Source organism: Massilia sp. LjRoot122, assembly GCF_964252725.1.
Taxonomy (GTDB): Bacteria; Pseudomonadota; Gammaproteobacteria; order Burkholderiales; family Burkholderiaceae_D; genus Telluria.
Genome location: NZ_CAXUPB020000001.1, coordinates 321,024 through 337,668 on the forward strand (window position 1 = coordinate 321,024; position 16,645 = coordinate 337,668).

Genomic DNA, 16,645 nt, shown 5'->3' on the forward strand with positions numbered 1-16,645 from the left:
TTCAGCGTGCGCCGGTCGCGGCGTCCAGCCGCTTGAACAGCTCCCGGTGCAGGTCGAGCGTGTACTTCGTCATGTGCCGGCGCGCGTGCCCGATCTCCTTCAGCTCGCGCTGCGCCAGCGCCTCGTCGCGCGCGGCGAGCGCCCACAACGCCAGCTCCACCCGCGCCTCGATGCTGCCGAAACGTTCCGCCACCATCGCGAACTGGGCGCCGGCCTGCTCCTGCCGGCCGGCTGCCGCATAGGCACGGCCCAGTACCAGCCCGACTTCTTCCGGACGATAGCCGGCCTGCTTCGCCTGCAACTGCTCGAGCAGGCCGATCGCTGCTTGCGGCCGGCCGTGTGCCGCCTGCGCGCGTGCCGCGCCCAGGATCACGCCGGCATCGCCCGCGAACGGTCCCTGCAGGCAGGCCTCGTACTGCGCCACCGCCTCCGCGGTCTGCCCGTTGTCCAGCAGCGCGGCAGCCAGGCGCATCTGGTTGTGCGCGGTCGGCGTCAGGTCGAAGGCCTCCCGGGCCTCGCGCACGTCGCGGCCCGGGTCGAGCTTCTTCTGCAGCGCGTGCCCGGCCTGGCGGGCCTGGCGTTCGAGGCGCGAATGCGGCAGGAAGACCGCCGCAAAGTAGACGATGCTGCCGAGCAGGGGGAAGGAGAACAGGATCAGCAGCCAGTACATCGGCCGTCCCGTGCGCACGGCATGGACGGCGAAGAAGATGGCGACGATCAGGTGAAGTCCGAGTCCGAGGATGGGCATGGCCGTGGGCAGTGTGGGATGAAGCCGCCACGATAGCCCGGTTCGGGTAGCGGATGTCTATCGGATTGTCACGAGCTGCGCCCCATCGAGCGTCATACCTTCAGGAATTCCTCGCGCCCGCCCAGCCAGCGCGTCAGGTGGGCATCGATGATCGCCATGTACTCGGGCCGGTCGCCGTTGTCCAGCAGGTACTGGGCCACGTCGCGCGCCTTGTCCACGATCCACTGGTCGGCTTCCAGGTCGGCGAAGCGCAGCATCGCCTCGCCCGACTGGCGCGCGCCCAGGAATTCGCCGGGACCGCGGATCTCCAGGTCGCGCCGCGCGATCTCGAAGCCGTCGGTGGTCTCGCGCATCGTCAGCAGGCGCTGCTTGGCGACCTGGCCCAGCGGGCTCTGATACAGAAGCAGGCACACGCTCGCCGCCGAGCCCCGGCCCACGCGGCCGCGCAGCTGGTGCAGCTGCGACAGGCCGAAGCGCTCGGCGTGCTCGATCACCATCAGCGAGGCGTTCGGCACGTCGACGCCGACCTCGATCACGGTGGTCGCCACCAGCACGTGGATATCGCCGGCGATGAATGCGTCCATGATGATCTGCTTCTCGGCCGGCTTGAGGCGGCCGTGCACCAGCCCCACCTGCAGATCGGGCAGGGCCTCGGCCAGGGTCTCGTAGGTCTCGGTGGCGGTCTGCAGCTGCAGCACCTCGGATTCCTCGATCAGCGGGCAGACCCAGTACACCTGGCGGCCTTCCTGCGCGGCCGCGTGCACGCGCTCGATCACTTCGTCGCGCCGGTTCTGGTCGATGGCGCGCGTGACGATCGGGCTGCGACCCGGCGGCAGTTCGTCGATCACCGAGACTTCGAGGTCGGCGTAATAGGTCATGGCCAGTGTGCGCGGGATCGGGGTGGCCGACATCATCAGCTGGTGCGGCACCAGGCCGTCGCTGCCCTTGTTGCGCAGGGTGAGGCGCTGGCCGACGCCGAAGCGGTGCTGCTCGTCGACGATCACCAGGCCCAGGCGCGCGAACTGCACCGTGTCCTGGATCAGGGCGTGGGTACCGATCACCAGTTTCGCTGCGCCGGATTCGATCAGCTCCTTGGCCGCGTCCTTTTCCTTCTTTTTCAGGCTGCCGGTCAGCCAGGCCACCTTGACGCCGAGCGGTTCCATCCAGGCCGCGATCTTGCGGAAGTGCTGCTCGGCCAGGATTTCGGTGGGCGCCATCAGGGCTGCCTGGTAGCCGCTGTCGATCGCCTGGGCCGCGGCGAGCGCCGACACCACGGTCTTGCCGCTGCCGACGTCGCCCTGCAGCAGGCGCTGCATCGGGTAGCCTTCGCGCAGGTCGGCGCCGATCTCCTTGACTACCCGCTGCTGCGCGCCCGTCAGCTTGAAGGGCAGGGCCGCGAGGAAGGCGGCGGACAGGGCGCCGACCGCGCGCAGTTGCGGCGCGCCTTTTTCGCGCCGGGCGCGCTGCGCCCGTTTCAGGGAGAGCTGCTGGGCCAGCAGCTCGTCGAACTTCATGCGGGTCCAGGCCGGGTGCGAGCGCTCGGTCAGCGCGTATTCGTCGACGTCGGCCGGCGGGTAATGCAGCAAGCGCACCGAGGGTTCGAAGTCCCACAGCTGCAGGCGACTCAGGAAAGCATTGGGCAGGGTGTCGCGCCAGTCGACCCGCTTCATGGCATCCGTGATCGCGCGCCGCATCACGGTTTGCGACAGGCCTTCGCCGGCCGGGTAGACCGGGGTGAGCGAAGTCGGCAGCGGAGCGCCCTCGTTGATCACTTTATAGGTCGGGTGGACCATCTCGGCCCCGAAGAAGCCGTGCTTCAGTTCGCCCCGGGCACGCACCCTCACGCCTTCAGACAATTGCTTGACCTGGCTGCCGTAGAAATTCATGAAGCGCAGCTGCAGCTCGCCGGTCTCGTCGGCGATCTGCACCAGCAGCTGGCGCCGTGGCTTGTAGGTGATTTCATTCTTGACCACGACGCCTTCGACCTGCCAGGTCTGGAGCCCGCGCATGGCGGCTTCGCGGATCGTGACCACTTTGGTCTCGTCCTCGTAGCGCAGCGGCAGGTGCAGCACCAGGTCCATGTCGGTGCGCAGGCCCAGCCGGGCGAGCTTGGATTTAACAGTTTTTGGGGCAGATGGGGTCTTGGTGGCGGGCATATTGCGGCATTTAAGCAGATGCTGGCGTAAAATAGAGGGTTCGCCGCACGCATTGCAGCCTCTATTGTAAGGCTGTCAGCATCCATTTTCCCAGAATTGACAACAATGTACTCGCTTTCCGATTTCGATTTCGACCTGCCGCCAGAGCGGATCGCGCAGCTTCCGCTGCCGGACCGGAGTGCCTCGCGCCTGCTGCAGCTCGATGGCGACCGCATCACCGACCGCCATTTCGCCGACATCGTCGACCAGCTCCAGCCGGGCGACCTGCTGGTGATGAACAATACGCGCGTGCTGAAGGCGCGCTTCTTCGGCGTCAAGGAAACCGGCGGCCAGGTGGAAGTGCTGGTCGAGCGCGTGCTGGACAACCGCACGGTGCTGGCGCAGGTACGCGCCTCGAAGTCGCCCAAGCCGGGCAATCGCATCCGCCTGGCCGACGCTTTCGGCGTCACGGTCGGCGAGCGCGCCGGAGAATTCTTCACCCTGCATTTCGAAGGCGACGTGTTCGAGCTGATCGAGGCCCACGGCCGCCTGCCGCTGCCGCCCTACATCGAGCACACGGCCGACGAATTCGACGAGCAGCGCTACCAGACCGTGTATTCGAAGGAGCCGGGTGCGGTGGCCGCGCCGACCGCCGGCCTGCATTTCGACCAGCCGCTGCTGGACCGCCTGCTTGAGAAAGGCATCAAGTTCGCCTATGTGACCCTGCACGTGGGCGCCGGCACCTTCCAGCCGGTGCGGGTCGAGGACCTGTCGGCGCACAAGATGCACACCGAGTGGTACACGATTCCCCAGGAGACCGTGGACGCGGTGCGCGCCGCGAAAGCGGCGGGCCGCGACGTCGTGGCAGTCGGCACCACCTCCCTGCGCGCGCTGGAATCGGCGTCCCAATCCGGCGCGCTGGTGACGGGCAGCGGCGACACCGCGCTGTTCATCACGCCGGGCTACAGCTTCAAGACCGTCACGCGCCTGATCACCAATTTCCACCTGCCGAAGTCGACGCTCATGATGCTGGTGTCGGCCTTTGCCGGCTACGACGAGATCCGCAAGGCCTACCAGCATGCGATCGCCAATGAATACCGCTTCTTCAGCTATGGCGACGCCATGCTGCTGACGACAACATCTCGCTAAACCATACCGATGCTCGAATTTACCCTCCTTAAAAAAGACACCAGCGGCCTGTCGCATGCGCGCCGCGGCCGCCTTAAGCTCAACCACGGCACCATCGAAACCCCGATCTTCATGCCGGTCGGGACCTACGGCTCGGTCAAGGCGATGGACCCGATCGAACTGCGCGAAGTCGGTTCGCAGATCATCCTGGGTAATACCTTCCACCTGTGGCTGCGCCCGGGCACGGCGGTGCTGGACAAGTTCGGCGGCCTGCACAAGTTCATGGGCTGGGATGGCCCGATCCTGACCGACTCGGGCGGCTTCCAGGTGTTCTCGCTGGGCGCGATGCGCAAGATCACGGAAGAGGGCGTGAAGTTCGCCTCGCCGATCGACGGTTCGCGCCAGTTCCTGTCGCCGGAAGTGTCGATGCAGATCCAGCGTTCGCTCAACTCGGACATCGTGATGCAGTTCGACGAGTGCACCCCCTACGAAATAGATGGGAGACCCGCGACGGCCGAAGAGGCGGCCAAGTCGATGCGCATGTCGCTGCGCTGGGCGCAGCGCTCGATGAACGAGTTCAATCGCGGCGAGAACCCGAACGCGCTGTTCGGCATCGTCCAGGGCGGCATGTACGAGCACCTGCGCGACGAGTCGCTGGCGGGCCTGGAAGACATCAACTTCCCGGGCCTGGCGATCGGCGGCCTGTCGGTGGGCGAGCCGAAGGAAGACATGCAGCGCATCCTGGCCCACGTCGGCCCGCGCCTGCCGGAGAACAAGCCGCACTACCTGATGGGCGTCGGTACGCCGGAAGACCTGGTCGAGGGCGTGGCCAATGGCGTGGACATGTTCGACTGCGTGATGCCGACCCGGAATGCGCGCAACGGCTGGCTGTTCACCCGCTTCGGCGACGTCAAGATCAAGAATGCCCGTTACAAGGATGACCAGGCGCCGCTCGACGAGTCCTGCGATTGCTATTGCTGCAAGAATTTCTCGCGCGCCTACCTGCACCACCTGCACCGCTCGAACGAGATCCTGGGCGCGCGCCTGAATACCATCCACAACCTGCACTTCTACCTGAAGATCATGCAGGAGATGCGGGACGCGATCGATGCGGACAAGTTCAACGAATTCCGGATCCAGTTCCGGGCTGATCGCACGCGCGGGGTGTAGCGAGTTGGACGGCCCAGCCGTCCATCACGTGCATTAATTTTCCTGCAACATCTTGCAATTTGGAATTGCAAACCTACATACCTCCAGATTGTCCCCGGCCTTCCTGCCGGTGCTAGAATACACCGCTTAATTTTTTAATCTCACACTCGGAGTACTTGTGTTCATTTCCAACGCGTACGCGCAAACCACCGCCGCAGCCGATCCAGGCCTGATGGGTAGCCTGACCACTTTCCTGCCGCTGATCCTGATGTTCGTGGTCATGTATTTCCTCATGATCCGTCCGCAGCAGAAGCGCCAGCGCGAGCTGAAGGCGATGATGGATGCGCTGACCAAGGGCGATGAAGTGGCGACTGCCGGCGGCATCCTCGGCCGCGTGACCAAGGTGGCAGACACCTATGTGACGATCGAAGTGTCGACCGGTACCGAAATCGTGGTCCAGAAGAATGCAGTGACGACGCTGCTGCCGAAAGGCACCCTGAAGGCCCTGTAAGTCAGTAAGCATCGCGGCGGCCCTGCGGGGCCGCATCGTGCCCAACATTGAATGCTGGAACACTATGAATCGCTATCCCGTCTGGAAATATTTATTGATCGCCGTCGCGCTCCTGCTGGGAGCGCTGTTCACGGCGCCGAACTACTTCGGCGAATCGCCGGCACTGCAGGTTACCACCGGTAAATCGACGGTCAATATCACCAGCGCCACCGTCGGCATGGTCGAGGATGCGCTCAAGCGCAATGGTGTTCCGGCCACCGGCATCGGCCTCGAAGGCAGCGGCAACAGCACCTCGGTGCGCGCGCGCTTCGCCACCACCGACGCCCAGTTCAAGGCGAAACTGGCGCTCGAACGCGACCTGAACCGCGACCCGGAAAACGCCGATTACATCGTCACCGTCAATCTGGCGAAGAACACCCCGGCCTGGATGGAATCCATCGGCGCCAAGCCCATGAACCTGGGCCTGGACCTGCGCGGCGGCGTGCACTTCCTGCTGCAGGTCGACGGCAAGGCCGTGCTCGACACCAAGGTCAAGGGTGTGCAGGCCGGCGTGCGCAGCCAGCTGCGCGACCAGAACATCCGCCACGCCGGCATCGAGCGTGTCGGCAACGCCATCGAAGTGCGCTTCCGCGACGAAGCGACCCGCACCGCCGCCCGTAATGCGCTGGCCAAGCAGATGCAGGACCTGGCCTTCGCCGATGCCGCCGACGGCACCGAGCTGAAGCTGGTCGTCACCCTGAAGCCGGAGGCGCTCAAGCGCACCGTCGAAGACGGCGTGAAGCAGAACATCGCCACCCTGTCCAAGCGTATCAACGAACTGGGCACTAGCGAGCCGCTGATCCAGCAGCAGGGCGCCGACCGCATCATCGTCCAGCTGCCGGGCGTGCAGGACGTGGCGCGCGCCAAGGACATCATCGGCCGCACCGCCACCCTGGAACTGCGCATGGTCGACTCGACCGTGACCCCGGGCACCGAGCTGACCGCCGCCATCCCGCTGAATTCGGAACTGTTCACCGAAGGCCGCGGCGCCCCGATCGTGGTCTCGAAGGACATCATCCTGACCGGCGACTACATCTCGAGCGCCGTCGCCAGCTTCGACCAGAACCAGCAGCCGGCCGTCTCGCTCGACCTGAACGGCGACGGTGGCCGCCGCATCCGCATGGCCACCCGTGAAAACGTCGGCAAGCGCATGGCCATCCTGCTGAAGGAAAAGGGCAAGTACAGCGTGCTGTCGGCCCCGACCATCCAGAGCGAACTGGGTTCGACCTTCCAGATCACCAACATGGGCACCTCGGAAGACGCGAACGAGCTGGCGCTGCTGCTGCGCTCGGGCGCGCTGTCGGCGCCGATGGAATTCATCGAGGAACGCGTGATCGGCCCGCAACTGGGCGCCGAGAACATCGATCGCGGCCTGAAGTCCACCGTCTGGGGCTTCGCGGCGATTGCGGTCTTCATGATCGTCTACTACCACCTGGTGGGCTTCTTCAGCGCGCTGGCGCTGGCTGCCAACGTGCTGTTCCTGCTGGCGCTGCTGTCGATGATGCAGATCACCCTGACCCTGCCGGGTATCGCGGCAATTGCGCTGACACTTGGTATGGCGATCGATGCGAACGTGCTGATCAACGAGCGCATCCGCGAGGAGCTGCGTGCCGGCGCCACGCCGCAGGTAGCGATCAACGCCGGCTTCAAGCATGCCTGGGACACGATTTTCGACTCCAACGTCACCGCCCTGATCGTCGGCCTGGCGCTGCTGATCTTCGGTTCGGGCCCGGTGCGCGGCTTCGCCGTGGTGCACTGCCTGGGCATCGTGACCTCGATGTTCTCGGCCGTGTTCGTGTCGCGTGGCTTCATCAACCTCTGGTATGGCCGCAAGAAGAAACTGACCCACATCTCGATCGGTACGGTCTGGAAAGAAGGCTTCACGCCTAACAAGCAAAACGCGACTCAGGAATAAACATGGAACTTTTCAAGATCAAACGGGACATCCCGTTCATGCGCCATGCCGTGATCCTCAATGTGATCTCGGCGGTGACCTTCCTGGCGGCGGTGTTCTTCCTGGTGACCAAGAACCTGAATTACTCGGTGGAGTTCACCGGCGGTACCGTGATGGAGCTGAGCTATCCGCACGCGGCGGACCAGGAGAAGATCCGCGGCACCCTGCGTGGCATCGGCTATGAAGCGCCCGAGGTGACCAGCTTCGGCAATGCGCAGACCGTACTGCTGCGCCTGCCGATCATCGAGGGCCAGGCGGCGGCCGGCTCCTCGACCAAGGTGTTCAATGCTGTCTGCGCGTCCGAGCAAGGCACGCCGAAAGTCACCCAGGTGACGACCGACAAGGGCCAGCAGGTCAACCGTACCAGCTGCGTGGACGCGGCCGGCAAGGAACTGGTCAGCCAGCAGCGCGTCGAATTCGTCGGCCCTGCGGTCGGTGAAGAGCTGGCCCAGAACGGCCTGAACGCACTGATCATGGTGATCATCGGCGTGGTCGCCTACCTGGCGATCCGCTTCGAATGGAAGTTCGCGGTCTCGGCGATTATCGCGAACCTGCACGACGTGGTCATCATCCTGGGCTTCTTCGCCTTCTTCCAGTGGGAATTCTCGCTGACGGTGCTGGCGGCGATCCTGGCGGTGCTGGGCTATTCGGTCAACGAATCGGTCGTCATCTTCGACCGGATCCGCGAGATGTTCCGCAAGCAGCGCAAGATGAGCGTGCCGGAAGTGATGGATCACGCGATCACCTCCACCATCTCGCGTACCATCATCACCCACGGTTCGACCCAGATCATGGTGCTGTCGATGCTGCTGTTCGGCGGTCACGCGCTGCACTACTTCGCGCTGGCACTGACCATCGGTATCTGCTTCGGCATCTATTCCTCGGTGTTCGTCGCCGCGGCACTGGCCATGTGGCTGGGCGTGAAGCGCGAAGACCTGATCAAGCCGGTGAAGGAAAAAGACGAGACCGACGGCGCCGTGGTGTAAAGACGCTGCCCTCTAAAAATGCCGCCCCGGCCCTGCCGCGGCGGCATTTTTTACATCCAGATCAACCCGGTGACACAATTTGGCTGTTTACGTGCGGTAACGCACAGAATCGCATGGGCCCGGTCCCTATAGTGGACCTGTCTCTTTCAGGACATCCCTAGTTTTGGACTTCACCCGCCCCCTCACCGGAGCGGGTTTTTTTTTGCGCACACGTCGTCTTACAGATATTTCGCCCACAATTCGTTGGCGAGGCGGCCCGCTGGGTCGACGCGGCGTTTGAGCGCGCGCAACTCTCCCGCTTCAGGGTAGGCCTGTTCGAACTGGCTGCGCGTGGCGTGCAGCTGGTAGGGCAGGTAATAGCGTCCACCGAAGGCGAGGGCGGTGTCGATCATGGCGCGGGTCCAGTCGCCCGCCCGGCGCCGGGCATCGGCATGGGTGCGTTGCTTGTAGTACACCACGAAGGAAAATACCTCTTCCTTGGCCCAGGGCAGCAAGCTCGTCAGGTCGGCCGGCGAATGCCGCACCGACACGTTCAGCACCTCGGCCTCGTGCTCCCGGATGACGGCGGCCATGGCGCGGGCGTAGGCGGCGAAATGGCGCACCGGGATGAAATACTCCTGCAGCACATAGGTCGAGATCCGGCGCGTGCGCGGCTCCAGCTCCGCGACGTCGAGGCTGGCCTCGTGGTTGCGCCACTTGACCGCCGGCTTGGCCAGCAGCAGCGGATGGATCAGCTTGCTGCGCAGCAGGTCGCCGCGCGGCAGCTCGGTCATGGCGAACAGCAGGTTCTGGTGCAAGCCGTAGGACTGGCCGCGCGCCACCAGCCGCGCCCTTTCGGTCAGGGCTTTCGAGGTCCGGCGCCAGGAGACGGCCACCGGTGCGTCGAACTGCGGCGGCAGCAGGTCGGCGTTGTGGAAGATGCAGTCCCCGCCCTCGATGTTGCGCCGGAAGTAGGCGGGATAGTCGTCGAGCGCGAGCTCATCGACGATGCGCTCGATGCGCGTATTCTGTGCCAGCGCGAGTTCGACCTCGGTGATCACGCCCACTGCACCATACCCGCCTGCGGCTGCGCGGAACAGGTCGGCGTTGCGGGTGCGGGTCGCCTCCACGACCGAGCCATCCGCCAGCACCAGCTGCAGGGCGCGCACGGAATTCACCACCGGTCCGTTGCCGACGTAACGCCCGTGCGCATTCACGGAGACGGCGCCGCCCACGGTGAAGTTGGCATAGCTCTGCATGGTGTGCACCGCCAGGCCGAGCGGGTCGAGTGCGTCCTGCAGGTCGCGCCAGCGCATCCCGGCCTGGACCCGGGCCAGCTTCGCGCCTGCGTCGAGCCGGATGAGCCGGTTCATGCCGCGCATGTCGAGGTGCAAGCCACCCTGGATGGCGGCCTGGCCGCCCATGCTGTAGCGGCCGCCGCCGACCGCGATCTTGCCGGGCCAGCTGCGCAGGGCCTGTGCGACCTCTTCCGTGGTGGCCGGCGCCGCGACCCGCGCGACTTCGACCGGATACAGCCCGGTGATGTTAGGGACCAGGATGCCGGGCGCGGCGAGGGCCTGCGGCGGCACGAGGGTGAGCAGGCTGGCCCCGGCGAGGGCCTGGGCCAGGAAGCGGCGGCGAGGTGGATGCATGTGCTGGACTGGTCGAGGTTGATCAAGAAGATGAACCCGAAGCTTCCGGCAAAACCGGGGCCTTGCCAAAACAATCCTGCGTCGGTAGCGCGCTGCGATACCGCGCGTATCGGGCGCTAAGTGAATCAGCGCACGGAATGCGGACCAGTGAAGGCTTATAGTGGAACCGTCTCTTTCAGGACATCCCTAGTTTTGGACTTCACCCGCTCTCGCTGAGCGGGTTTTTTTTTGCCGCTGCGCCCGGGATCGCGTTCTGTGTGAATCAGCGCACGGAAGCGGCCCCGGGCGGACCTTATAGTGGAAGCGTCTCTTTCAGGACATCCCTAGTTTTGGACTTTGCCCGCTCCCTGAGCGGGCATTTTTTTTGCGGGCTTCACTCCTGCGCGACATCGCCAAGGCCGCCAGGGCAGTGGCGAACAGGCCGAGCATGGCCGGCTCCGGCACCGTGAAGTCATCCATGGCCCATTGCGTGCCGCTGCTGTTGTAGATGACGAGCGTATCGATCCCCGACCAGCCGAGCCCGATCCACACCGGCGCGATCGTATCGACCACGTAGGACGCCGTGGTGGAATACAGCAGCTGGCCATCGCGCCAGCCGTCGAAGGCCAGTTCCTGCTCGAGCCAGGCGGAGGTGAAGAAGGCGCCGGCAAAGTTGAAGCCGCCCGCCTTCGAGATCGCGGCAATGCCGCCGTCGCGGTTGAAGGCGGTGTTCGCGAACGAGACCGTGCCGGCGGCGTAGCCGCTGTCGGGATAGGCATCGGCCCGGATGGCGCCGACATTGTCCCAGTCGAAGCCCTGGTAGCCGTTGGCGATCGCTTCGGTTTCGTCACCCGGCAGGTCGTCGAAGCCGATCACGCCGGCGGAAGCGCCCGCCGAGGCCAGCAACAGCATCAGGGAGAAGGCAATAGTTTTCATGTGCTAGTCCTTGAAGTAAGTGCTTGCTCAACGGGCCAGGGCCGCGACGTCGGCATCGCTCAAGGCGCTGCCATAGATGCGCAGCTCATCCATCGACCCTTTATAGGGCGTATCCCACCAGTTCACACCCAGCGCGAATACGCCGCTCGTCGTGGTGAACACGTTCGGGAAGTTGCTGCCGCTGAAGCGCCTTACTCCATCCACGTAGACATTGACGGCACCGTTCCTGACCGTGAAGGCCAGGTGCGACCAGCGGCCGACCGGCAGGTTCATGCCCAGCCCCGCGTCGTACCAAGCCGTCCCCGACCACAGCATGGACGCGCCGTTGACGAACTCATGCCCCATCGGCAGCAAGCTGATCCACGAGTCGGCCGTCCGGGCGCCGAAGAAGGTGGTCGTGAACGGCGTCAATTGCGCCGGCTTGAGCCAGAGCGCGACCGTGTAGTTGTTGGTCGTGATCAGGCCGTTCGGCAGGCGGATGCCGCTGGCGCCGTTGAAGACCGCGGCATTGCCCTTGGCGCCCGCTTCATAGCCGATGCTGCCTCCAGCCACGTCGAGCCGGTTGCCGACCACGCTGCCCGGCGCCGCTGCGCCGCTGGCGTCGAGCAGGTTGCCGTCGAAGGGGTAATGCGCCAGCAGGCCGCCGGCCTTGCGCACCGTGACGGCGAAGCTCTTCACGGCGCTGGCCGTGCCCTTGCTGATCCGCGCAGTGAGGGTCACGGTGACGTCGGTGGTGGCAGGGGTGACGACCCCGGTGTTGCTGACGATGGCCGGATGCGAGGACGTCCAGGCGATGGTCGCGCCGCGCGCCGCCGAGGTCGGCAAGTTCAGGTTGGCGCTCACCGCCGCGGTATTGCCCAGGCTGAGCTCTGCATAGATCGCATTCACCACCTGCGCGTCGGTGCGCGGAATCAAACGGCTGCCGAACACCGCCACCCCTTCGTGCGACAGGGCCGACAGGGTCATGACATAGCTTTTCGAGGTCTCGTCCCACTGGCTCAGGAACACGCCCTTGTAAGGCGAGGGCGAGCCGGCGAGGCGCAGTTCGACCCTGTTGGTGCCGGTAAGCAGCCAGCTGCCCGTCACCGCGCCGCTCACCGAACCATTGATGTTCAGTGTGATCGGCTGCGACTTCTTGACGGCGGCAGAGATATCCTTGCCATGGTTGACGAACAGGTAGTCGCCGATCACGAACTCGCGGCGCACCAGGTTGAGATTCTCTTTCGCGTAGCGGTAGGGCGCGACGACCGGCCAGCCGTCGGCATTCATGAACATCTGGTGCACCCGGATCTCGTGCTGTTCGCCGCGCTCGGGGAAGCGCGCATGGAACACCAGGAAATGCTTGCCGGTCGCGGCATCGTAATAGGCCGAGTTATGGCCGGGCGACACGTAGCCGGTGCCGATGCCGGTGCCGGCCTCGCCCAGCTTGCGCTCGAACAGGTAGTTCCCCATCAGCTTGACGCCGTAGGGCGCGATCGAGGCGTCGTCGAACAGCGGCTTGGCTGGATCCGACCTGACATTGGCCATGTCATTGCCCTGGGCATCCAGGTAGGGGCCATTCGGATTGAGCGAGCGCGCCACCCGCATGTTGTAGCCGCCATTCGCATCCAGGCCACCGAAGGAGGTGAACATGTAGTAGTAGGAGGTGGCCGGGCTGTACATCACGAAGGCCCCTTCGATGCGGCTGTGGTTGCCGCCGATGAGGCGCTTGCCGTAGCCCTGGCCGGGCAAGGGCATGCCGTTACTCGGGTTCATCTGCATGATGAAGATCCCGCCCGAATACGAGCCGTAGATCATCCACAGGCGGCCCGCATTGTCCGAAAATACATGCGGGTCGACCGCATTCGGATGCTTCAGGGCGTCATACACCGTGCCGTCGTGGCTGGTCTGCCCCCACATGCCGGAGCGCAGGATGATGCCCTTGTCGACATACGGCCCTTCGATGCGGTCGGCCACGGCAATGCCGAGGGCGGAGCGGGGAGAATCGCCCTTGCAGGCGTTGTAGTACATGTAGAACTTGCCGTCGGCCAGCTGCCTGACGTCCGCCGCCCACAGGGTATTCGATTGTGCCCAGGCGAAGGTTTCGGACAGTTCCGTGAACACGTTGGCCGCGCCATTCAGGAACAGGGGATTGGTCGCGCTGACGCCGTCGCTGACCTGCTGCCAGTTCATCAGGTCGGTGGACTTCGCGGCAGCGAGGTGGGAGCCGAAGACGTAGTACGTGTCGCCCGACTTGACCACCGACGGGTCGTGGACGGACGCGTTCTTGAAGGTGATGGGCGTGAATCCGGCCTGGGCGGCGGCGTTCGGGGAAACCAGGGATGAGGCCAACAGCGCCCCCATCCCCCACAGCGCGAGGGTGTTCTTCATTGCATGTCTCCGTGAGCTTTTTGTTATGCCGTATGAACGGTGCATACAAAGCTTGAAGACGTTTGTGCTTATTTACTAATGAGATTAATACGGCAGTCGATACCGGTATCGGTATCGACTGCAGAGCCGCTCAGAGCAGGGCGGCGGTGAGGCTCTTCACTTCCTCGGCCGATTCGGCGAGGACCTGGGCCAGGGTGCCTTCGCCGACCGTGAAGTCGATGGTGGCGGCGGAAGCCAGGGTGGTGGCGCCCGGACGCTCGTGCAGCGGGGACGGGAAGGGCGCCAGGTCGTTGGCAAGCAGCAGGGTGTCGCCCAGGGTTTCCGGCGGCAGCGCGCGCATGCCGTTCCACAGGGCTTCGATGGCGCCCATCACCGGCACCGGCACGCCGAGCTTGATCAGCACGCCGCGGCCGATCGCCACTTCGCCATGCTCGATCCATTCGTCGGCGCTGTTCCCGGCATCATCGTCGAGCAGGCCGGGGAATTCCTCGGCGCGCGAGAGCAGGTAGAAGCCGCCGACTTCGTGCACGATGCCGGCGAACATCGCGGTTTCGGGGTCGACGAAGGAAACGCGGCGCGCGATCACCTGGGCCAGCGCGGCCACGTGGGCCGAGTGGATCCAGAGCGCATCGGCCTTGGCGCGCAGGCCGGGGTCGCTGATTTCGCTGGCCAGCTGGCGCACGATGACGGAGGCGGCCAGTGCGCCGAGCGTACGGAAGCCGACGCGCTGGACCGCCGCGCGGACGTTGGTGACGTCGTGTCCGGCACGGTTGTAGGCCACCGAATTGGCGATCGCCACCGTGCGTGCGGCGAGCAGGGGTTCGGCCTGCACCAGGCGCGCCGCCATGTCGGCGTGGCAGTCGGGCTCGTTGAGCGCGCGCTGCAGCTTGAGCGTCGCGTCGACGTTCGTCGGAAAGCTGAGTTCGCCGCGGCTGGCCTGGGCGGCGATGCTCTTGAGTGCGGAGAGTCGGTCCATCGAAAAATTATACCCCCATCCCCTTGTCAAGTTTAGAAAAATTGCCTTGTGGAATTTTTCTAAGGTTTGAGCCAGCTCAAGGTTCGCTGAAGATGGCGTCGCAGCCTTCCTTCTGCTCTTCGAGGTCCTGCAGTTCGTCTACCAGGCCGAGGTCGAGCAGCTCTTCGCTTGCGTTCATGAAACTGTTGAGCTTGGTTGCACCGATGAGGCGGTAGATCTCGCCGGCTTCGTTGCGCACGCCGATCAGCATGGCTTCCTGTTTGACTTCGTCCAGCGGCGCGACATCGAGCAGGATGTTGCCGATGATGTGCTTGTCGAAATGGGCAGGCTTTTTGCCTTCGATGAGGGATGTTTTCAAGGCAATTCCTTTGCTTGTGGTGATTGGGGAGGAAGACTGCCGGCGGCGATCTGGTCGCGCAGCCTGCGCAAGACGTTTTCCAGGGCGTCGAAGTCGGCATCGCCGTAGTGCGCGAACAGCTGCTTGCCGTGCGCCACCACCTTGGGGAACACGTCGCCGAATACGGCTTCGCCCGCGGGCGTGAGGCGCACGAAGAAGGAGCGCTTGTCGTCGCTGCTGCGTTCGCGCACCACGAGGCCTTTCTGTTCCAGCCGTTCGATGACGCCGGTGAGTGTGCCCTTGGTGATCAGGGTGCGCTCGCCGAGCTCCTTGTAGCTCATGCCGGGCGTGTTGCCCAGCGTGGCAATGATATCGAACTGTGCGTGCGTCAGCCCATGCTGGCGCACCGATTCGCCGGAAAAACGCTCGAAGCCCTGCATGCACTCGGCCAGCAGCCGGACACTCTTTAGATATCGTTCCCCCATGGGCGGATTATAGCTGGCCGGCGCGGTTTTGCCGGATCGACATGCGTCCCCGGGACGGGCATGATCGGTCCCGGATCATTATCTCCGGTATCATTCCACCTTGATGACACCGCCGATCCATCCCGATGCCGCCTGCTGACCTGTCCCAACTGGCACAGGAGCGTCCGCTGCGCGTGTTGCTGGTGAACGCGGGCGAGCCGGACATGCTGACCTGGTCCGGCCTGGTCCAGCCCTTGCGCCTGGCGGCCAAGCTGCTGGGGCCCGAGCTGCTGCACGTCGACGTGCGCAGCCCCGACAAGTTCACTGCCGATTCCCAGCGCCACTGGCACCTGGTGCTGCTGGTGGCCGACGAGGCCGAAGCGGCGCTCAAGCCCGCCAACTGCCGCGTCCTGGTCGAGCGCTGCCGCGCGGCGCCGTTCTGGGGCGGCGTCGGCGCCGGCGTGCTGTGGCTGGCCGATGCCGGGGCGCTGCACGGCGTGCGGACCGCGCTGCCCTGGGCCCTGTATCCGGACACCAATGCGCTGGCCGAGCAGGCCCTGTTCACACCGAATCTCTTCGAATTCGACCGCAACCGCCTGACCTGCTGCGGCGGCGCGGCCAGCATCGACTTCGCCCTGACCCTGATCGAGATGCTGTTCGGCGCGGCGGTGCAGGCGCAGGTGAAGGAAATCCTGTGCGTGGACCGCGTGCGCGGCAAGGACGAGCGCCAGCGGGTGGCGCTGCAGGCCCGTTTCGGCACCCTGCAGCCGAAGCTGACCGAGGCGGTGGCCTTGATGGAGGCCAACATCGAAGAACCGCTCTCGACCGACGAGATCGCCGGCCTGGCCGGCATCTCGCGGCGCCAGCTGGAGCGCCTGTTCAAGCAATACCTCGGCAGCCTGCCCTCGCGCTACTACCTCGAATTGCGCCTGCAGCGGGCGCGCAAGCTGCTGCTCGACACCAATTATTCGATCGTGCAGGTGGGGCTGATGTGCGGGTTCTCGTCGGGCTCGCATTTTTCCACGGCGTTTGGGGCGCTTTTCGGGAATACGCCAAGGGAAGAGCGGCAACGCAAGTTGGGGCAGTAGAGATGGAATACCTGCAACTTATGTTTGCGGCCACCTGCGTAAGAGCGTCATCCCGGCGAAGGCCGGGATCCAATTCCGTAGAGCAGTGAGAACGCTGGCAGTACCTCGGAGCACGCAAACTTAGGTACCGGCCTCCGCCGGTACGACGCGCCGGTGGCTACCGGAGATGCAGCTTGCCATTCCCGCAATATTTCTCCGACTAAAAACGAAAATC

General features: G+C 64.8%; 14 protein-coding genes. 6 read left to right on the forward strand and 8 right to left on the reverse strand.

Translation table 11 applies throughout. The features are described from left to right. Position 1: 1 nt before the first annotated feature. Both ACSQ25_RS01435 and recG read right to left on the reverse strand, forming a co-directional pair. Positions 2-748: a tetratricopeptide repeat protein gene (locus ACSQ25_RS01435; RefSeq protein ID WP_436103932.1), complete on the reverse strand. Its 747-nt coding sequence runs from the start codon at positions 746-748 to the stop codon at positions 2-4. Positions 749-840: 92 nt separating this feature from the next. Beyond that, a complete protein-coding gene (gene recG / locus ACSQ25_RS01440; RefSeq protein ID WP_436103933.1) occupies positions 841-2,904 on the reverse strand; it encodes an ATP-dependent DNA helicase RecG in 2,064 nt (687 codons plus the stop codon). 105 nt (positions 2,905-3,009) lie between these two features. Here recG and queA point away from each other — a divergent pair, with 105 nt between their 5' ends. The 5 genes from queA (at position 3,010) to secF (ending at position 8,650) form a co-directional block, all read left to right on the forward strand. Next, a complete protein-coding gene (gene queA / locus ACSQ25_RS01445; protein ID WP_436103934.1) occupies positions 3,010-4,032 on the forward strand; it encodes a tRNA preQ1(34) S-adenosylmethionine ribosyltransferase-isomerase QueA in 1,023 nt (340 codons plus the stop codon). 9 nt (positions 4,033-4,041) lie between these two features. Beyond that, the gene (gene tgt / locus ACSQ25_RS01450) at positions 4,042-5,181 is read left to right on the forward strand and encodes a tRNA guanosine(34) transglycosylase Tgt (RefSeq protein ID WP_436103935.1); all 1,140 of its coding nucleotides are present in this window, start codon (positions 4,042-4,044) and stop codon (positions 5,179-5,181) included. Between the two features lie 157 nt (positions 5,182-5,338). Continuing rightward, positions 5,339-5,671: a preprotein translocase subunit YajC gene (gene yajC, locus ACSQ25_RS01455; RefSeq protein ID WP_277484156.1), complete on the forward strand. Its 333-nt coding sequence runs from the start codon at positions 5,339-5,341 to the stop codon at positions 5,669-5,671. Between the two features lie 64 nt (positions 5,672-5,735). Further along, complete coding sequence (secD, locus tag ACSQ25_RS01460) at positions 5,736-7,625, forward strand: protein translocase subunit SecD (protein WP_436103936.1); 1,890 nt, start codon at positions 5,736-5,738, stop codon at positions 7,623-7,625. 2 nt (positions 7,626-7,627) lie between these two features. Next, entirely contained in the window at positions 7,628-8,650 is a 1,023-nt protein-coding gene (secF, locus tag ACSQ25_RS01465) for a protein translocase subunit SecF (protein WP_436103937.1), read from the forward strand. Between the two features lie 218 nt (positions 8,651-8,868). On the opposite strand, the gene ACSQ25_RS01470 is transcribed toward secF, so the two are convergent. The 6 genes from ACSQ25_RS01470 to ACSQ25_RS01495 form a co-directional block, all read right to left on the reverse strand. Then, the gene (locus tag ACSQ25_RS01470) at positions 8,869-10,281 is read right to left on the reverse strand and encodes an FAD-binding oxidoreductase (protein ID WP_436103938.1); all 1,413 of its coding nucleotides are present in this window, start codon (positions 10,279-10,281) and stop codon (positions 8,869-8,871) included. 312 nt (positions 10,282-10,593) lie between these two features. After that, positions 10,594-11,196 carry a PEP-CTERM sorting domain-containing protein gene (locus ACSQ25_RS01475; protein WP_436103939.1) on the reverse strand — a complete coding sequence of 201 codons (603 nt, stop codon included), beginning with the start codon at positions 11,194-11,196 and terminating at the stop codon, positions 10,594-10,596. 27 nt (positions 11,197-11,223) lie between these two features. Next, a complete protein-coding gene (locus tag ACSQ25_RS01480; protein WP_436103940.1) occupies positions 11,224-13,566 on the reverse strand; it encodes a family 43 glycosylhydrolase in 2,343 nt (780 codons plus the stop codon). Positions 13,567-13,696: 130 nt separating this feature from the next. Beyond that, positions 13,697-14,542, reverse strand: coding sequence for an HDOD domain-containing protein (locus ACSQ25_RS01485; protein ID WP_436103941.1), 846 nt, complete (start codon positions 14,540-14,542; stop codon positions 13,697-13,699). A 76-nt stretch (positions 14,543-14,618) separates the two neighbouring features. Continuing rightward, positions 14,619-14,900 (reverse strand): hypothetical protein, encoded by a 282-nt coding sequence (locus ACSQ25_RS01490; protein WP_436103942.1) that lies wholly within the window; start codon positions 14,898-14,900, stop codon positions 14,619-14,621. Further along, complete coding sequence (locus ACSQ25_RS01495; protein WP_436103943.1) at positions 14,897-15,364, reverse strand: MarR family winged helix-turn-helix transcriptional regulator; 468 nt, start codon at positions 15,362-15,364, stop codon at positions 14,897-14,899. Before ACSQ25_RS01495 ends, ACSQ25_RS01490 begins: the two co-directional genes overlap by 4 nt. Positions 15,365-15,489: 125 nt before the next feature. Between ACSQ25_RS01495 and ACSQ25_RS01500 the strand changes: the two genes are divergently transcribed. Beyond that, entirely contained in the window at positions 15,490-16,431 is a 942-nt protein-coding gene (locus tag ACSQ25_RS01500; protein ID WP_436103944.1) for a GlxA family transcriptional regulator, read from the forward strand. Positions 16,432-16,645: the final 214 nt, after the last annotated feature.

Excerpts from the sequence above, each read along its gene's own strand:
- queA (WP_436103934.1), top strand. The coding sequence starts at position 3,010 with ATGTACTCGCTTTCCGATTTCGATTTCGACCTGCCGCCAGAGCGGATC.
- secD (WP_436103936.1), top strand. The coding sequence starts at position 5,736 with ATGAATCGCTATCCCGTCTGGAAATATTTATTGATCGCCGTCGCGCTC.
- ACSQ25_RS01470 (WP_436103938.1), bottom strand. The coding sequence starts at position 10,281 with ATGCATCCACCTCGCCGCCGCTTCCTGGCCCAGGCCCTCGCCGGGGCC.
- ACSQ25_RS01495 (WP_436103943.1), bottom strand. The coding sequence starts at position 15,364 with ATGGGGGAACGATATCTAAAGAGTGTCCGGCTGCTGGCCGAGTGCATG.
- recG (WP_436103933.1), bottom strand. The coding sequence starts at position 2,904 with ATGCCCGCCACCAAGACCCCATCTGCCCCAAAAACTGTTAAATCCAAG.
- ACSQ25_RS01435 (WP_436103932.1), bottom strand. The coding sequence starts at position 748 with ATGCCCATCCTCGGACTCGGACTTCACCTGATCGTCGCCATCTTCTTC.
- ACSQ25_RS01485 (WP_436103941.1), bottom strand. The coding sequence starts at position 14,542 with ATGGACCGACTCTCCGCACTCAAGAGCATCGCCGCCCAGGCCAGCCGC.
- ACSQ25_RS01475 (WP_436103939.1), bottom strand. The coding sequence starts at position 11,196 with ATGAAAACTATTGCCTTCTCCCTGATGCTGTTGCTGGCCTCGGCGGGC.
- secF (WP_436103937.1), top strand. The coding sequence starts at position 7,628 with ATGGAACTTTTCAAGATCAAACGGGACATCCCGTTCATGCGCCATGCC.
- ACSQ25_RS01500 (WP_436103944.1), top strand. The coding sequence starts at position 15,490 with ATGCCGCCTGCTGACCTGTCCCAACTGGCACAGGAGCGTCCGCTGCGC.
- tgt (WP_436103935.1), top strand. The coding sequence starts at position 4,042 with ATGCTCGAATTTACCCTCCTTAAAAAAGACACCAGCGGCCTGTCGCAT.
- ACSQ25_RS01480 (WP_436103940.1), bottom strand. The coding sequence starts at position 13,566 with ATGAAGAACACCCTCGCGCTGTGGGGGATGGGGGCGCTGTTGGCCTCA.